Source organism: Lysinibacillus sp. OL1 (assembly GCF_004332175.1).
Classification (GTDB): Bacteria; Bacillota; Bacilli; order Bacillales_A; family Planococcaceae; genus Lysinibacillus; species Lysinibacillus capsici.
Genome location: NZ_SJDS01000026.1, coordinates 1 through 16304 on the forward strand (window position 1 = coordinate 1; position 16304 = coordinate 16304).

At 36.4% G+C, this 16304-nt stretch carries 19 protein-coding genes and 1 rRNA gene; 1 reads left to right on the forward strand and 19 read right to left on the reverse strand.

The window, feature by feature from the left end:
- Positions 1-283: 283 nt before the first annotated feature.
- From EW028_RS23880 to metG, 7 genes are all read right to left on the reverse strand, one after another.
- The gene (locus EW028_RS23880; protein ID WP_004229193.1) at positions 284-463 is read right to left on the reverse strand and encodes a small, acid-soluble spore protein, alpha/beta type; all 180 of its coding nucleotides are present in this window, start codon (positions 461-463) and stop codon (positions 284-286) included.
- A gap of 113 nt (positions 464-576) precedes the next feature.
- Positions 577-837 carry a biofilm formation stimulator Veg gene (gene veg, locus EW028_RS23885; protein WP_004229199.1) on the reverse strand — a complete coding sequence of 87 codons (261 nt, stop codon included), beginning with the start codon at positions 835-837 and terminating at the stop codon, positions 577-579.
- Between the two features lie 157 nt (positions 838-994).
- Positions 995-1876, reverse strand: a complete 882-nt coding sequence (rsmA, locus tag EW028_RS23890) for a 16S rRNA (adenine(1518)-N(6)/adenine(1519)-N(6))-dimethyltransferase RsmA (protein WP_048395444.1) — start codon at positions 1874-1876, stop codon at positions 995-997.
- On the reverse strand, positions 1869-2435 hold the full coding sequence (gene rnmV, locus EW028_RS23895; protein ID WP_131522702.1) for a ribonuclease M5: 567 nt from the start codon (positions 2433-2435) through the stop codon (positions 1869-1871). The genes rsmA and rnmV overlap by 8 nt, the downstream gene beginning before the upstream one ends.
- 221 nt (positions 2436-2656) lie before the next feature.
- Entirely contained in the window at positions 2657-3868 is a 1212-nt protein-coding gene (locus EW028_RS23900; RefSeq protein WP_131522703.1) for a resuscitation-promoting factor, read from the reverse strand.
- Positions 3869-4003: 135 nt separating this feature from the next.
- Positions 4004-4774 carry a TatD family hydrolase gene (locus tag EW028_RS23905; RefSeq protein ID WP_131522704.1) on the reverse strand — a complete coding sequence of 257 codons (771 nt, stop codon included), beginning with the start codon at positions 4772-4774 and terminating at the stop codon, positions 4004-4006.
- A 253-nt stretch (positions 4775-5027) separates the two neighbouring features.
- Positions 5028-7019: a methionine--tRNA ligase gene (gene metG, locus EW028_RS23910; RefSeq protein WP_284705956.1), complete on the reverse strand. Its 1992-nt coding sequence runs from the start codon at positions 7017-7019 to the stop codon at positions 5028-5030.
- A gap of 334 nt (positions 7020-7353) precedes the next feature.
- Between metG and EW028_RS23915 the strand changes: the two genes are divergently transcribed.
- Positions 7354-7632 carry a transition state genes transcriptional regulator AbrB gene (locus tag EW028_RS23915; protein ID WP_004229214.1) on the forward strand — a complete coding sequence of 93 codons (279 nt, stop codon included), beginning with the start codon at positions 7354-7356 and terminating at the stop codon, positions 7630-7632.
- Positions 7633-7866: 234 nt separating this feature from the next.
- Here EW028_RS23915 and rsmI read toward each other — a convergent pair whose 3' ends face one another.
- The 12 genes from rsmI to rrf form a co-directional block, all read right to left on the reverse strand.
- Positions 7867-8742, reverse strand: coding sequence for a 16S rRNA (cytidine(1402)-2'-O)-methyltransferase (rsmI, locus tag EW028_RS23920; RefSeq protein WP_131522706.1), 876 nt, complete (start codon positions 8740-8742; stop codon positions 7867-7869).
- Positions 8739-9002, reverse strand: coding sequence for a GIY-YIG nuclease family protein (locus tag EW028_RS23925; RefSeq protein ID WP_004229219.1), 264 nt, complete (start codon positions 9000-9002; stop codon positions 8739-8741). The genes rsmI and EW028_RS23925 overlap by 4 nt, the downstream gene beginning before the upstream one ends.
- Positions 8986-9735 carry a tRNA1(Val) (adenine(37)-N6)-methyltransferase gene (locus EW028_RS23930; protein WP_131522707.1) on the reverse strand — a complete coding sequence of 250 codons (750 nt, stop codon included), beginning with the start codon at positions 9733-9735 and terminating at the stop codon, positions 8986-8988. The genes EW028_RS23925 and EW028_RS23930 overlap by 17 nt, the downstream gene beginning before the upstream one ends.
- Before the next feature lie 63 nt (positions 9736-9798).
- Entirely contained in the window at positions 9799-10155 is a 357-nt protein-coding gene (gene yabA, locus EW028_RS23935) for a DNA replication initiation control protein YabA (RefSeq protein WP_004229222.1), read from the reverse strand.
- A gap of 27 nt (positions 10156-10182) precedes the next feature.
- Positions 10183-10998: a PSP1 domain-containing protein gene (locus tag EW028_RS23940; protein WP_048395431.1), complete on the reverse strand. Its 816-nt coding sequence runs from the start codon at positions 10996-10998 to the stop codon at positions 10183-10185.
- A complete protein-coding gene (gene holB, locus EW028_RS23945; RefSeq protein WP_131522708.1) occupies positions 10991-11995 on the reverse strand; it encodes a DNA polymerase III subunit delta' in 1005 nt (334 codons plus the stop codon). The genes EW028_RS23940 and holB overlap by 8 nt, the downstream gene beginning before the upstream one ends.
- 150 nt (positions 11996-12145) lie before the next feature.
- Positions 12146-12586: a YaaR family protein gene (locus EW028_RS23950; RefSeq protein WP_131522709.1), complete on the reverse strand. Its 441-nt coding sequence runs from the start codon at positions 12584-12586 to the stop codon at positions 12146-12148.
- A gap of 108 nt (positions 12587-12694) precedes the next feature.
- A complete protein-coding gene (locus EW028_RS23955) occupies positions 12695-13024 on the reverse strand; it encodes a cyclic-di-AMP receptor (protein WP_004229230.1) in 330 nt (109 codons plus the stop codon).
- A gap of 312 nt (positions 13025-13336) precedes the next feature.
- Positions 13337-13966, reverse strand: a complete 630-nt coding sequence (gene tmk, locus EW028_RS23960) for a dTMP kinase (protein ID WP_131522710.1) — start codon at positions 13964-13966, stop codon at positions 13337-13339.
- A gap of 17 nt (positions 13967-13983) precedes the next feature.
- Entirely contained in the window at positions 13984-15408 is a 1425-nt protein-coding gene (locus EW028_RS23965; RefSeq protein WP_284705957.1) for an aminotransferase class I/II-fold pyridoxal phosphate-dependent enzyme, read from the reverse strand.
- Positions 15409-15687: 279 nt separating this feature from the next.
- Entirely contained in the window at positions 15688-16125 is a 438-nt protein-coding gene (locus EW028_RS23970; protein ID WP_131522712.1) for an SRPBCC family protein, read from the reverse strand.
- Positions 16126-16230: 105 nt separating this feature from the next.
- Positions 16231-16304 (reverse strand): 5S ribosomal RNA (gene rrf, locus EW028_RS26430); the annotation flags it as partial.

Genomic DNA, 16304 nt, shown 5'->3' on the forward strand with positions numbered 1-16304 from the left:
GTTGACACTCATGCATCATACAAGAGGGCTTTTCTGATTTCAAGCCCCTGAAAATCCTTCTAACAGGAATGCTCCTTATAGCTACACGTATAAACAGTTCTTTTTTTCGCGCAAGATTATTCATTTTATTTTACCATACTGAGAATACGAAAATGGAAAAAAAGAACCGTTTACCCTATTCGGAGTAACGGCTCTCTCTCGTCAGTTGTATTTGTTGTGTCAGTAAGGATTTTCATCCCTGCTGAATGAAACTTTATAAGATGACTATTTTAGAAAAAACAGCCTACTTACGCTCTTGCTCACTACTTGCCCGTTCAGCCATTTCTATGGCACGTTTGACCATATTACCAGCATCACGAGCTTTTATGCCGCCCCAGCCTTCCTTTTGCACAACATCATAAAATCCAAGTTCTTTTGCGATCTCTTCTTTTAAACGAGGTGACATGATACCTTTTCTAGGCATATAAACTCCTCCTTTAACAACTGACGAATTTAGTATGCCCGTGAAAACGCAAAACACTCATGTATTTTTAATATACATGAGTGTTTCTAAAATATAGAAATAAGTACTAGAAACTATTTTGCGACAGCAGCCTTTGCTTCGTCTAAAAATGTAATCTCTACTGCTTCAGTTAAAATATCTGTGTAGCTATACGATACGCGCTTGCACGTATTGTCTTCTTGATCGAGCTCTACTACAAAGATGGCGCGATATGTCTCACGTAGTATCCCTGCACACTCAACCGTTTTCTTGCGACCACCGTTTGCTTTTAATTGCAAACGTTTACCCAAATGACAATCCAACGACTTTTTAATGTCCGCTAAAGTTTTTGGCATTTTCGCTTACACCTCACTAATAACAAGTATAAGCTAAAGGCCCAAAAATGTCAACAAAATATAATATTTTATCAGCCTCTTATAAAACTTGTCAACTTATTTTTTATAAAAAAATATATATTTTTTTACATATCCGAAAAATTGTTAACAAAAATTTTTACTTTGCAAAAACAGGATGCAGTGCATCCGCTAATTTCCCAAACTCTTGAATTGAAAGTGTTTCTCCTCGGCGAGTTGGCTCAATATTTGCTAACTCTAATGCCTGTAAAATTTGATCCTTTTGTGCCTTTCCATTTGGTAAACCAGATTGCAGGTTATTATAGATTGTTTTTCTTCGCTGTACGAATGAGGCACGCGTTACAACAAATAAAAAATCCTCATCTATTACTTTTACTGGTGGTTCCTCATGCTTGATAAGGCGAATTACAGCAGAGTCGACGTTAGGTTGCGGCATGAAAACTGTTTTTGGAACTGTCATTGCAATATCTGCTTTCACGTAATATTGTATTGCAATTGATAAAGAACCATATTCTTTCGTACCTGGCTTAGCCGTTATACGGTCTGCTACCTCTTTCTGCATCATCACTACAAAACCACGGATCGGTAATCGGTCATTGAGTAATTTCAGTAAAATTGGAGTCGTTACATAATACGGTAAATTTGCTACAACCATAATATCATCAATACCTGGCATCTCATCTGCAATTACTTTCTCCACATCTGCCTTAAGAATGTCAGAGTGAATGATAGATACATTATTATATGGACTAAGCGTATCTTCTAGTACAGGTAATAAACGTTGGTCAATTTCAAAGGAAACTACCTTTTTAGCGCTTCTCGCCAAATGCTCCGTTAATGCCCCAATTCCAGGACCAACTTCGATTGCGCCACTATTCTCAGTTAAATTAGCGTGACTCACTATATTTCTTAAAATGTTCGGGTCAATTAAGAAGTTTTGACCTAAACTTTTTTTAAATGAAAACCCATATTTTTTTAAAATTTCTTGTGTTCGAATTGGTGTAGCAATATCCTTATGCATCATTTTCCTCCTGATCTAACTGTGCGATAGCCGCACCAAATTGCTCCTCTGTAATCTGAAACATTTTCAATCTTTTATGAAGTTGTTTACCATTTGTAGCACCTATATTTAAGATTTCCCCTAGTCTATCACGACGCTGCTTTGATTGTGGATGTCCAATTAAACAAGCAGTCATTAAATCTTCCAATGTAATTACCTCTTCGTTTAGCCCCTCATGTGAAAGGGTATAGACATGTTGTAGTGCCTCACGTATATCATCATCAGCAGCATGCTCAATCCCTAACCCTTTACCGTTTTTAGCAATCGTTTTCGCTTTTGGTAAAAAGGCATGCTTCACCCCTTTTACACGCTCCTCGATAATGGCCCGTATACGACGTCCTGGATAGTCTGGATCAGTAAATACAATAACTCCACGTTTTTCTTGGGCGTGCTGAATTCGCTTTAACGTTTCTTCAGTAATTGCAGATCCATTTGTTTCTATAGTATCTGCTTGTACAGCACGTTTAATAGCTGTCGTATCATCTTTTCCTTCAACAACAATAATTTCTTTAATTTGCAAAAAGGCTCCTCTTTTCTATCTACCTTATCTTCTGACCATTTTACAACTGCTCTATACAATTTGTACAGGAATACTAGGTCCAGATGAGCTTATCTTATCTAACTTACTCTCTACATACCTTACCGCATCATTTGCTAAAAAATAATAAAGAAGCCTTCCCGCCAGTCAAAACAGGAAAGCTCCATTTGTGAAAAAACATTTTGATTAATTTTACAATTTTTTTAATTTAATACTTTAACGCGCACTTTCTTACGTCCCCAGTTACGTGCTTGGGCATCTGTTTGTACAAGTATGTCAATCTTATTACCCTTAATTGACCCACCAGTATCCCCAGCTATAGCAGTTCCATAGCCTTCTACCCAAACCTTTGATCCTAACTTAATAACAGAAGGGTCAACTGCGATCACCTTCAAGCCAGAATTTGAACGTAGGTTTATACCAGTTGCTGATGTACCAGTGCAACCGTTGCAATATGGTGTATATGCTGTTGCCGTTACATAAAATTCTTTACCGTTAGCAGGCTCTGCAGAACCACGTGACACAGTTGCTGCACTTGCAACGATTGTTTTTGTGCCTACTGCAACCACTTGTTTTTTCGGCTCTTTTAATACTTTCTCAGATTGCAGGTTTTTTGCCACAACCTTACCGTTTTCTTTGACAACTTCATACGTACGAGAAACCGAACCCTTCTCGCCCGTTGCTACTACTTTTTGTTTCCCCTTTTGCAATGAAGCATCCTGCTTCTTTTCAACTGCGAAATCTAAAGAGTCTTCCACTACATCGATAACCTTTTCTACGCGAACTACTGTGATTTTACTCTCCGGAGTAATAACGTTCTCCAGGTTATTTTCGACACGATCGAATTCATTTAGCTGAATTCCTTGTTGTTTTAAAAAGTTAGCGACCGTAGTCGAAGTGGACCATACTTGTCTTTTATTTACGCCATCGACAAGCGCTACTTGAAACGCTTTTTGAATATCGATTTTGTTTTCTGCTCCTACTTCAGTATCTAGACCTTGCGCTAAAGAGTCATGTTCAGATACTTTAATATTTGCTTCCTTCAAAATGTTCTTCACAAGTGTTTCAGTTGTCCAAACTTTTGACTGATTTCCATCAACTGAAATAGTTACTTCTTTTGCCTGTTCCCATGTAATTGCTAATCCATTAACAATTTTGGTGTTCAGAGAGGGTGAAATTTTGTCATGCTCTGCTATATCTATATTTTGATTTTGTAATAATTGTTCTACAGTTTTGGCATGTGTTGATACTTCGATTGTTTCTCCATTTGCTTCAAGCTTAACGGATTTTTTCGTACCTTGATAAAGCACGAAAGAGATTACAGACACAAACAGGACAAGTGAAATAATTCTTATCACTGTTTGCTTACTCCTCAATGATCCTAAGAACAAGTTTTTCATGGAATTATTTGACATGAAAAAACGCCTCCTTAATACAAGGTTGGATTATACGGACTAGTTTTGGCACTGTCAACCCGAAAGTATTTCTCTGAAAATTGACTTCTTGTTTTTTGCCAACCACAAACCCTGTATTGGAGGCATCTAAGCTAGTTAATTGTCAATCCCAAAAAAATTTTTCGCATTGGCTGTAGTTGCTTGTGCAATTTCCTCAATTGTCAACCCTTTCAAACGTGCGATTTCCTCAGCAACTAAAGGCACGAAAGCGGGTTCATTGCGTTTACCTCGATGTGGATGTGGAGCTAAATAAGGAGCGTCTGTTTCAATCATCAAGTGCTCAAGAGCAATTTCTGTCGCTACTTCCTTTGGTAGACGTGCATTTTTAAATGTCACTGGTCCCCCAAGACTAATCATAAAATTCATAGCTATACATTCACGCGCTGTTTCTACACTCCCACTAAAGCAGTGCATAACCCCCCCTACGGATGCAGCATTTTCTTCACGTAAAATTTGTACAACATCACCTGTTGCATCCCTATTATGAATAACGATTGGTAAATTGATCTTTTGAGCTAATTGAATTTGCTTGCGAAAAAGTTCCTGTTGAACGTCTTTTGGAGACTTATCCCAATAGTAGTCCAATCCCGTTTCACCAATGCCAACTATTTTTGGATGTGAAGCTAATTGCTCAATCCATTCTAAATCTTGTGGAGTACAATCAATAGCGTCTACTGGATGCCAGCCAATGACACCGTAAACAAAATCATATTGCTCTATTAATTGCATTGTTCTCTCAATGGTTTTACGGTCGAAACCAATAACTACCATTCTTTCCACTTTAGCTTCAAGAGCTCTATCAATCACTTCTTGAAGATCTTCCTCATACTGATCTGCGTTTAAATGTACGTGTGTATCTATAAACATCTTCATTCTCCTAACATTGATTTTATTAAAATTTATTATTTCATATTTTTCGTGATCATTACAATTTCATTACAAACTATTCGACATTGTGACATTCCACTTAATCGACATTACCTAAAGTAGTTCTTTAAACCCACAAAACCGTATTTTTTAAGCACCATAAATTATTTCGAAATAATTTAATTTCAATTTCTCTAACAGATTTGAAAAGCCTGCTGAATAATTTCTATTCAGCAGGCCTTCCTTAAGTTCATTACTTTACTTTTGCACCATTTTCCAGTTTAGGATCAACTGATGCTAATTTTAAAATTCCATCTTTCTCACCAGCTAAAATCATTCCTTGTGATATTTCACCACGTAATTTTACTGGTTTTAAATTGGCTACGACAATCACTTTTTGACCTATTAATTCATCTGGTGTATAGAATTTCGCAATACCTGAAACTACTTGACGTTGCTCATATCCTAGATCAACTTGAAGCTTTAATAATTTATCTGCTTTCGGAACCGTTTCACATGCAGTCACAGTAGCTACACGCAAATCAACTTTCATGAAATCATCAATAGTAATTTCAGGAATTTCTGGATTTTCTTCAGTTTTTGCTACCTTTTTAATTTCTTCATCCTGTGGTGTTTTCACAGAGCCACGCATTTCCTCGCGAATATAAGTAATCTCAACCTCATTTTCTAAGCGTGGGAAAATCGGTATCCCTTTTTCTACCACTTTAATGTTTGCTGGAATAGTATTGCCGAATGTTTCAATTGTATCCCATGCTAAGAATTTGTCATCTAATCCTAACTGATCGATCATACGTTTTGGAGTTGTTGTCATAAATGGTTGCAACATGACAGCAATTTGGTGTAAGCTTTCTGCCAAATTTCGCATAACTGCACCTAATTTTGGCTTGTCTGACTCCTCTTTTGCTAACACCCAAGGTTGTGTCTCATCTATATACTTATTTGTGCGTGAAACAAGCGTCCATAAGTCAGCAAGAACGACACTAAATTGCATTTTTTCCATACTTTCTTCATATTTAATACGTACCGACTCAGCTTGCTCTTTTAAAGCTGCATCAAATTCTGTCGGTTGAAGATTTTCTGTCGGAATAATACCATCAAAATATTTATTAATCATTGAAATTGTACGATTTAATAAGTTTCCTAAATCATTAGCCAGATCAAAGTTTGTACGTTCAATAAATGATTCCGGTGAAAATACCCCATCAGAGCCAAATGGTAATTCTCGTAATAGGAAATAACGCGTCGCATCTAGACCATAACGCTCGATTAACATTTCAGGATAAATTACATTGCCTTTTGATTTAGACATTTTACCGTCTTTCATCATAATAAAACCATGAGCAAATACCTTTTTCGGTAATGGCAAATCTAATGCCATTAAGAAGATTGGCCAATAAATCGTGTGGAAACGAACAATATCCTTCCCAACTACATGTACATCTGCTGGCCAATATTTATTGAATAATGATTCATCTTCTGATAGATAACCTAAGGCTGTAATATAATTCGTTAATGCATCAACCCATACATAAATAACATGCTTTGGATCTCCTGGTACTTTAATTCCCCAGTCGAAGGATGTTCTTGATACCGATAAATCCTCTAGCCCTGGTTTAATGAAGTTGTTAATCATTTCATTTTTTCGTGATTCTGGCTCAATGAATTCAAGGTTCTCTTCATAATAAGCTAATAAACGATCTGCATATTTCTTCATATTAAAGAAGTACGATTCTTCTTTAACCTTATGCACCGGACGACCACAATCAGGACAGTTTCCGTCAACTAGTTGAGTCTCTGTAAAGAATGATTCACATGGTGTACAGTACCAGCCTTCATATTCACCTTTATAAATATCACCATTATCTAAAAACTTTTGGAAAATCTTTTCGACAGCTTTCGTATGTCGATCCTGCGTTGTTTGAATAAAGTCATCATAAGAAATATCCATTAAACCCCAAAGTTTTTTCGCAGCATCTGCAATTTCATTTACATAATCTTGAGGATGTTTACCCGCTTCTGCTGCTTTTTCTTGAATTTTTTGACCATGTTCGTCCATTCCTGTTAAAAAGCGTACATCATAACCTTTTAAACGTTTATAGCGTGCAATAGTATCAGATGCTACTGTTGTATATGCCGTACCAATATGAAATTTCCCACTTGGATAGTAAATGGGTGTTGTTATATAGAATGTTTTTTGTTGTTCACTCACAAGAACTGCCTCCATTGTTTTACAATATACTTTCTATTCTAACGAAGTACGAAATTCGTTTCAATGAAAGTTTATTAAACGCGAAAATTGTCGAATAATATATTTAATCCATTAAATGACTTAAATAAGAACCTTTTTTACTATTAACAAAAATATTTATTAAAAACCTTTTAAAAAAATTAAAATACCTGCATTCTTCTCAAAAATTTTTTTTAAAAACCATAATAATAGTGCATTAATTAATTGACGTTTATGGCATTACTTGGTATGATAACTATCAGACAACGAAATAATGTCGAAATTTGACGAAATACCAATATAACTTTTATAAATTAGGAGGAAATCTATTATGAAATCAACAGGGATTGTTCGTAAAGTCGATGAGTTAGGTCGTGTAGTAATTCCTATCGAGTTACGCCGTACGCTAGGTATTGCTGAAAAGGACGCTTTAGAAATCTATGTGGATGATGATAAAATCATCTTAAAAAAATATATGCCTAATATGACATGTGCTGTTACTGGTGAAGTTTCAGATGATAACTTCCGTCTAGTTGGAGGCAAATTAATTTTAAGTCCAGAAGGCGCTGAAATGTTAGTTAAAGAAATTCAATCTAACTTAAAAAAATAATTAGTTACTCACCTAAATCAAAACAGTGATTTAGGTGTTTCTGTTTATTAATATAACCAAATTCTTAAGCCCTTATAATGTCCATGTCAGACCTTTCTATTTTAAGATTACTATTATTTACAATTATTATCAATTTAAAATTGTGTCTCAAAATTATTACTTTTCAACTTTTAAGTTTCGGTGTCATTAACAAATAAAAATAAAGAGCTACCCTAATAAGGTAACTCTTTACTATTATTCACTATGATATTCATTATAAACATCTCGCTTTGCCACTTGCCTTAACTTAGCTACTTCTTTAATGGCCTCTTTTGAAGATACATTCGATTGATTGATAATGAAATCCACATGTTCAACAATGGACATGTTTTGCCAATAGGCTTCTTCACGATCTTCCTCTTCTACACAGCTATTACCTTCAAGAACAATACAAAACTCTCCTCGTATTTCTTCAGTTTGTGACCATTCTACAGCTTCAGACAAAGTACCTCGTAAAAACTCTTCAAACTTCTTTGTCAGCTCTCGAGCTAAAACAATACGACGTTCTCCGAGTATAGCTTCCATATCTTTTAATGTATCCTTTAAGCGATGTGGTGCCTCATATAGTAAAATCGTTTCTTGGCGTTTTTTTAATTGTTCTAATTGCTGGCGACGTTCCTTTTTTCCGCGATTCAAAAATCCATAAAAGAAAAATGGTTGTGGCGATAACCCAGATGCAATTAATGCTGAAATTGCTGCATTAGGCCCTGGTACTGGTACAACAGAAAAGTTTTGGGCAATTGCTTTTTCCACTATATCTGCACCTGGATCAGAAATACAAGGTAAACCTGCATCACTTACTAATGCAATTGTTTTTCCTTCTTGTAGTAATGTTAATAATTTTTCTCCACCTACGGCTATATTATGCTCATGGTAGCTGATTAGTGGTGTGTCAATCTCAAAGTAGTTACACAGCTTTTTGGTGTTTCTAGTATCTTCTGCAGCGATTATATCTGCTTCTTTTAAAATGCGAAGTGCACGCACACTCATATCCTCTAAATTACCAATAGGTGTTCCTACCAGATATAAACAACCTGTCTGATCGTGTATTGTACTTTTTTGTGATTTCACGATTCACCCCTCCTTATATAATTAATTTTCTGTGTTCTTGTTAATTGCTTAAAGGCATATTCAGCACGCATTGCTTCTTGCTTTGTCTCGAATATTTCTTTGTAAATACATTTCACTGGACCTCTAGCTCTTGTATATTTTGCTCCTTTACCAGCGTTATGTACAGCAACACGTTTTTCTATATTATTTGTATACCCTGCATAAAGAGTTTGATCAGCACACTCTAACACATAAAAGTAGTGATTATTGCTCTTTTCCATAAAGAATTTCTCTCACTTCTGTCGTGTATTCATTATTGGCATCATAAACATACAACGGTGGCAGAATTTTTAAATCAGGCTTGCCATCTTTTATTCCTTCTATTAATAATGTATTCGCCTCTTTTCCTTCCTTCGGATAAATGAGCTGCATCCGTTTAGGCTCTATGCGATTTGCTCGCATAGCTGTCACAATATCTAATAATCGCCCTGGTCGGTGGACAAATGCGGCCTTGCCCCCTTGCTTTAATAATTTACTTGCTGATTGAATCGCTTCTTCCAATGTTAAATACAATTCATGGCGTGCAATGGCATGATGCTCACTAAGATTTTTATCACTTGCTTCATGTGCTAAAAAATAGGGTGGATTACAGGTAACCACATCATACTTTTCAATGCCAAGTTGTTTCGGTATTTCTTTAACATCTCCAAGAATCATTTGAATTTGCTGTTCTAGCTGATTGTAACGGATACTTCTCTCTGCCATCTCAAACAAACGTGGCTGAATTTCTACTCCTGTTATCTGTCCCTTTGTACGTGCACTTAAAAAAAGTGGGATCACACCATTTCCTGAGCATAAATCAACAATTTTTCCCTTATGATAAGGAATACTGACAAACTTCGAAAGCAATACTGCATCTAATGAGAACGAAAAGACAGAGGGACTTTGAATAATACGTAAATTCTCAGCCAACAAATAATCTAACCGCTCGTCACCTTTTAGCCATTTTTCCATGCTTACTCCTCCTACGCTACAAAACAAAAGACTGACACCACCGTAGCGGGAATCAGCCTTTTATTACACATTTTGTTTATTTAAAAATGATAGACAAAACAGACAATCCTCACCCTTACGTGAACTTCCAAAATGAACATGGCAAACATGGAAGCCCTCTTGGTAGAGGCGAGCTAAGTTATCATATCCCTCACCAATATCTAGCGGACTCTCTTTCTTTACTTCAGCAGCTTGTACGGAGTTTGTATTAGAAAGTAGTTCTTCTAGACGTGTACGTAGGTGATGATTTTCTGTTTCAAGCGCCTTATGCTCTTCCATCATTAACGCTACAAATTGTTTCAATGCACCAAATTGCTCCTGCATTGCTTCGAGCTGTTGTTCGAACTCCATAACGGTATCTAAGAAATTACGGTCCTTCACCCAAGCCACCTCGTTAAATTCTCTATCTTAAATAAGATTTTTTTCGCATGCTAGCAGTTCTTCTAGTGTATACTCAACTGTGCGTTCCTGCTCATGTAAATATACTTGTATAAGTCTTTCCAGCACATTTAGCCCTACTACTTTCCCTCGGCCATCTGGTGTCATTGTTATCTCACCAACATCTGGCATGCCCTCTTTTGCTTCTTCATATTCATCATTTTCATACTTTAAGCAACACATCAAACGTCCACAAAGGCCAGATATTTTTGAAGGATTTAATGATAGGTTTTGATCTTTAGCCATTTTAATCGAAACGGGCTCAAAATCACCCAAAAATGTAGAACAACAAAGCATTCTACCACATGGACCGATACCACCTAAAAGCTTGGCTTCATCACGCACACCAATTTGACGAAGTTCAATACGTGTTCTAAAAACCGAGGCTAAATCTTTTACTAGATCCCTAAAATCAACTCGTCCTTCAGCTGTAAAGTAAAAAATAATTTTATTACGATCAAATGTATATTCAACATCTACAAGTTTCATTTCTAAATTATGCTCTATAATTTTAGTACTAGCGAGCTCAAATGCACGCTTTGATTCCGCTGCATTTTCCTCTACTTGTATACGATCACGATCATCTGCTGGTCTGAGTACTTGTTTTAGTGGTAATACAACATCATTATCACCCACAACTTTTTGAGGAACAACTACTTTTCCATACTCTACACCGCGGGCTGTCTCTACAATAACATATTGACTATCCTCTAGTAGAAATGATGCCGGATCAAAATAATATATTTTACCCGCCTTTTTAAAGCGGACTCCTACTACATTATACAAATGTATATCCCTCCTGCAGATTTAGCATTAACTGCTCCATCAATAACGTCCTATTCATGTTACGCTGTAAAGAGGCGCGTGCTTGTAAAATAGATTCCATCTGATTTGATAATCTTTCATAAGTGGAATATAACGCAACTTCTTTAAATAATGGTAACATGTCTGGATAAGTACAAGCTGCCTCGGGATTAGCTTTTATTGACACTATATCACGGTAAGCAAATAGTAGTAAATCCAATGCTTGCTCCATCTCGCTTTTTTCTTTAAAGTGAGGCAACCACTCTTCATGCACAATAAGCAATGCTTCGTGTACATTTTGCCGAATGGCCTCTACTAATTTTAACACTGTTTTTCGAGCGAGTGCAAACTGCTCATCATTTGCTAAAAATATCGCTGTTTCGAGCTCATTTGTCATCATGCTTACTGTTGAGGCCATTGAATGAGAAATATTATTTTCCTGTAAATGCTTCAACAAAACATGACGTGGCATTTTTTGAAATTTGATATGTTGACAACGAGAACGGATAGTTGGAAGAATTGACTGCATTTGCTCAGTTAGTAATATGGCAGTTACTTCTCCTTCTGGCTCCTCTAAAAATTTAAGTATCATATTTGCAGAGGCTATATTAAGACGGTCTGCATGATGAAGCACATAAATCTTACGTCCTTCTTCTACACCCACCATTTTCATTTCTCCGATAAGTTCTCGCATCTGATCAATTTTTATGAATTGACCATCTGGATAAATTTGATGAATATTTGGATGATTTCCCGAATCTACACGTTTGCAATTTCGACATGTTTCACATGGAACATTTCCACTTGGTTGCTCGCATAACATTAATTTGACAAAAAAGTGCATAATATCTGCCTTGCCTGTCCCTTTTTCGCCATCAAAAATATATGCATGTGCTAATCTATTCTTGTCAAATATTGTTTGAAGCTGCTTCATTACGACTGGTTGCAGTGTGAGTAGCTCTTCAACATTCTTGGCCATACATTTAAATTCCTTCCTGTCTCTATAACAAAAGGTGATACTATTTTTGCACTTCTTGTAAAGAAACATTACAGTTGTTTACTTTAATGGCGAGTAGCCACATCAACATTTGAAAAAAGCCCGCGCCTAAATGAGAACGAGACACGGGTTTTACATATATAAATTAATTAGTAAGCCTTTAATTTCACCGATTTTATCAAGAAGATCTATTGCTTCTTTTTCTTCGTCTAAGAGATCCTGTGCAAGCTCGACAAGACGTGTATCAATGGTTTCAATGATTTTCAGACGTCTTCCTTCACCAAAACGATTCCAAGTATGTGATTGTTTTAACTCCATACCATGTTCTACTGTCTCTTGTAGAAATCGTTTAACAAGCATTTTAAACCTAGCAAGTTCTCGTAAATTACGTGATCTAGCTACTCGGTCCCCTGCAGTAGATATATCCCCTAACAAACGTGTGAGTTGTTCTGTTTGCAGCTTATTACCTTGCTTGACGACCATATCTCCAAATCGGTTATTTTGATTATTATTTTGTAGTGGCTCTTTGCGATTTGTATTTACCCCGACACGTATATCTTGATTAATCTTCAAGCTGGTTTCGCCCCCACAATTTTCATCTATTCTCCTAGGCATAATCGCTTTTAAATAAAATGTTTAATAGTAACAAATAATCAATGCTTTAGCTTCGGAGGCTACTTTTTAAAAATGATGGAATTGTTCAATCGGTAAAACAAATACGGTAGCTCCTCCCACCTCTACCTCCACAGGGTAAGGTATATAGGAATCAGCATTTCCTCCTAACGGAGAAACGGGTGCAACCATTTGCTCTCTTGCCCGACAATTATCCCGAATAATATCTAAAAGTTTGGGTATGAGAGAGTCTTCAGTTCCTATAAGAAATGTCGTATTTCCTGAACGTAAAAATCCTCCTGTGCTCGCTAATTTAGTTGCGCGAAACTGATTTTTCGTTAAAGCATTTGATAAGCGGCTGCTATCCTGATCTTGCACTACAGCTACGACTAACTTCATTCGCACTCACCCCTTTTATAAAATTCACCTAGATAGATTTCAATTCTATTCTTAAGCCTTAGCTTATAAATATTTATCTTAGTTCATCGGAAGTTTAAACTTCTGTTAAACTAGAGGAACATCATCATGTTGACACAAAAACTCTATAAGAAAGTTTTAAAAGAGACATCTACAAGGTTCCCTAAACACATAATGTATCTACACGAAGGCGTGTCAGACCTAAGAGGTACTTTTACCAATGATGCCCTCTTAGTGAAGATAAATTAATGGATAGTATCATTATATCACATTGTTGTAGACAACTTCATGCATTTACTGCATTGCTTCCAATAATAATGACCATACATCTTCCACAACATTTTCAATATCTTGATCCGCGTTGACTACACGTATTCGCTCTGGATACTGCTCTACTAATTGTAAATATCCTTCACGTACCTTCTGATGAAACGCCAAGCTTTCAACATCTAAGCGGTTTACTTCCCGATTGCCAGTTGCATGAATACGCGCTAAGCCAACCTCTGGAGCAAGATCAAATAGGATGGTCACGTCAGGTAATTTCTTTCCAATAGCAAATTCATTAATAGAAAGCACCTCATTGACACCTATACCTCTTGCATATCCTTGATAGGCTAAAGAGGAATCGATAAAACGGTCACATATCACTAACTTCCCTGCATCTAATGCAGGACGTACTTTTTCAAAATAATGCTGACTTCTTGCTGCAGCATATAACAATGCTTCTGTTCGTTCATCCATAGCAGTATGTGCAGGATTTAAAATAATCGTTCTTATTTTTTCCGCAATCTCAATTCCACCTGGTTCTCTTGTTGCTAGAACTTCAATATTATTTTTTGTTAATCGCTCTGCTATCATTTGAATGACCGTTGTTTTCCCTGCTCCCTCTGGTCCTTCAAATGTAATAAATAAATTGCTATTCATGCTGTTATTGCCTCCAACTATTTAATAACCTGAATCATTTTTTCTGCTAAACGATGATTCCCCTGGAATGTTGCACCTGCTGCTAGTAGCTCTTCCAATTGACTTAACTTAGCTACTGTTATTCTTTCTCCTGGTACTAATAATGGTATACCAGGTGGATAAGGAATGATCATATTCGCTGAAATTCGCCCCATTGTACGCATATATGGTAACCATTCTTTCTTTAATGATGCAACCTCATTAAAAGTATATACAGGCTCAGTAATCGGTACAAAATGATAGGCTGTTTGAGAGGCCGTTATGCTATCTGATTTAGCTGTGTTTAGTAACGTTGTTATAGCCTCTTTTATACGAACCCTGATTTCAGCAAATGGGTAGGTATGTCCTTGCTTCAGCAAAGGTAACACAAATAAAACCTGATTGGCATCTGCAAGTTCTCCATACACATGCTTTGCCTCTAATGCCTCCTGTAATTGAAAGCCACTATAACCATTAACACGTAACAATACTTTAAGTGGATCATCTACTTCAATTACTTCTAATGTTCCAATTGCTCGTAATGCATCTACCCATTGATTCTTTTTTTCTATTATATATGCCCCATCACTCTCCATATATGTCTGTACATAATAGCGAGCATCATCTAATGATGCTAATAATAAGTAAGATGGACTACTAGATTGTAACATGCGTAAGTAATGATGTATTTTGTCGGCCTCTATCAATTCCGACTTAACATGCATAAATGAAGCCATCGTCATAGCAGGTAGAGTCTTATGAGCTGATTGCACAACAACGTCTGCACCAAGTGTCAATGCAGATGGCTGAAATAGCGTACATGCATTAAAATGAGCGCCATGTGCTTCATCCACCAATACAGGTATTCCCTTCTCATGACAATAAGCAATTTGTTGCTGTATGTCATTCGAAGTCATCCCATAATAAGTAGGATATGTTAAAACGACTGCTTTCGCCTCTGAATAATTTTCTACGGCTTCTTTTAAATCTCTATAAGTTACATGTGTCGCCGACATTGTCCGTTCATCCCATAGCGGAGACACAAAAATTGGCTTAGCCCCAACAAGTTCAATAGCATGGAAAATTGATTTATGTGCATTACGCTGAACAATAATGGTATCGCCTTTGTTACAAGTAGCATAAATCATTGCTAAATTGCCAACAGTAGACCCTCCTACTAAAAAGAAACTCTTTGTTGCTCCATATGTATCTGCCAATAAATTTTCGCCTTCTAATATCATTTCCTCAGGGTAATGTAGATCATCTAATCCAGATAACTCCGTTACATCATAACGCATTACATCCTTAAATGCTTGTGGAAGGTGGGATAGTTCGCCATGCTTATGACCTGGGACATGAAAAGAAATATTTTGTTGCTGTCGAAAACGTTCTAACCCTTCTATAATTGGTTTTTTCTTTTGCAAAACAAACACCCATTTTCGTTAGATTCTCTTTTAATTATACGAAATTATAAGGAGAGAAAAAAGCTATCCCTCCGCTAGGTAATCCACTTTTTATTTAATAAACAAACCCTTTCATCAAAATTAACCACAGCTTGATGGCATTATCGTTGACGCCTCACTCAAAAATAGAGTCATCTAGACCCAAACCATCTTTTTTTGCAGCAGTAAGACTTACTTATTAAAATAAAACCGATTATTGCTGTTCTCTGTCAAAATCGGTTCACCAATATTTCCATATAACTAATCTTGTAATGCTTGAATGGCCATTGCTTCCACTAATTGCTCAACCAGTCGAGGTACAAAATTATCTAATACTGGATTCATCATTCCTGCTAAAAATCCACTAGCTTTCATTGTTAACTTACCAGTGAGTTGTAGTGAATCATTTTGATCTTGTATGATTTCAAAAGAGCCATCACCATTTATCGGATCAGATAAACCCTCTAAATCAAACTGTATTTGATGAGCTTCTGATTTTTGTACTTTAAGTTTTACTTTAACAGCTTTCTGAATTAAGCCAAAGTCTCCTTGGAAGACCCAGATCATATCATCTTCATTTAGTAATTCGTGATGTAAGTAACCTGGTATTAAAACTGCCCATTGTTCCTTATTATGAATAAAGCCCTCTAATTTATTTTTCTGTATATTGATTACCTTACTATATTGTCCTGTTGCCATTCTATTACACCCCTTTGAATATTTTGATCACTCTATTAAACTTTAACATTTTCCAAATTTCAAAACACACAAAAAAACCACTGATTTCTCAGTGGTTACTTTTTTGCCTAGCGACGTCCTACTCTCACAGGGGGAAGCCCCCAACTACCATCGGCGCTAAAGAGCTTAACTTCCGTGTT

Coding starts and splice junctions, on each gene's coding strand:
- EW028_RS23880 (WP_004229193.1), bottom strand. CDS start 463: ATGCCTAGAAAAGGTATCATGTCACCTCGTTTAAAAGAAGAGATCGCA.
- veg (WP_004229199.1), bottom strand. CDS start 837: ATGCCAAAAACTTTAGCGGACATTAAAAAGTCGTTGGATTGTCATTTG.
- rsmA (WP_048395444.1), bottom strand. CDS start 1,876: ATGCATAAGGATATTGCTACACCAATTCGAACACAAGAAATTTTAAAA.
- EW028_RS23900 (WP_131522703.1), bottom strand. CDS start 3,868: ATGTCAAATAATTCCATGAAAAACTTGTTCTTAGGATCATTGAGGAGT.
- EW028_RS23905 (WP_131522704.1), bottom strand. CDS start 4,774: ATGTTTATAGATACACACGTACATTTAAACGCAGATCAGTATGAGGAA.
- metG (WP_284705956.1), bottom strand. CDS start 7,019: ATGGAGGCAGTTCTTGTGAGTGAACAACAAAAAACATTCTATATAACA.
- EW028_RS23915 (WP_004229214.1), top strand. CDS start 7,354: ATGAAATCAACAGGGATTGTTCGTAAAGTCGATGAGTTAGGTCGTGTA.
- EW028_RS23925 (WP_004229219.1), bottom strand. CDS start 9,002: ATGGAAAAGAGCAATAATCACTACTTTTATGTGTTAGAGTGTGCTGAT.
- EW028_RS23930 (WP_131522707.1), bottom strand. CDS start 9,735: ATGGAAAAATGGCTAAAAGGTGACGAGCGGTTAGATTATTTGTTGGCT.
- holB (WP_131522708.1), bottom strand. CDS start 11,995: ATGGCCAAGAATGTTGAAGAGCTACTCACACTGCAACCAGTCGTAATG.
- EW028_RS23955 (WP_004229230.1), bottom strand. CDS start 13,024: ATGAAGTTAGTCGTAGCTGTAGTGCAAGATCAGGATAGCAGCCGCTTA.
- tmk (WP_131522710.1), bottom strand. CDS start 13,966: ATGAATAGCAATTTATTTATTACATTTGAAGGACCAGAGGGAGCAGGG.
- EW028_RS23970 (WP_131522712.1), bottom strand. CDS start 16,125: ATGGCAACAGGACAATATAGTAAGGTAATCAATATACAGAAAAATAAA.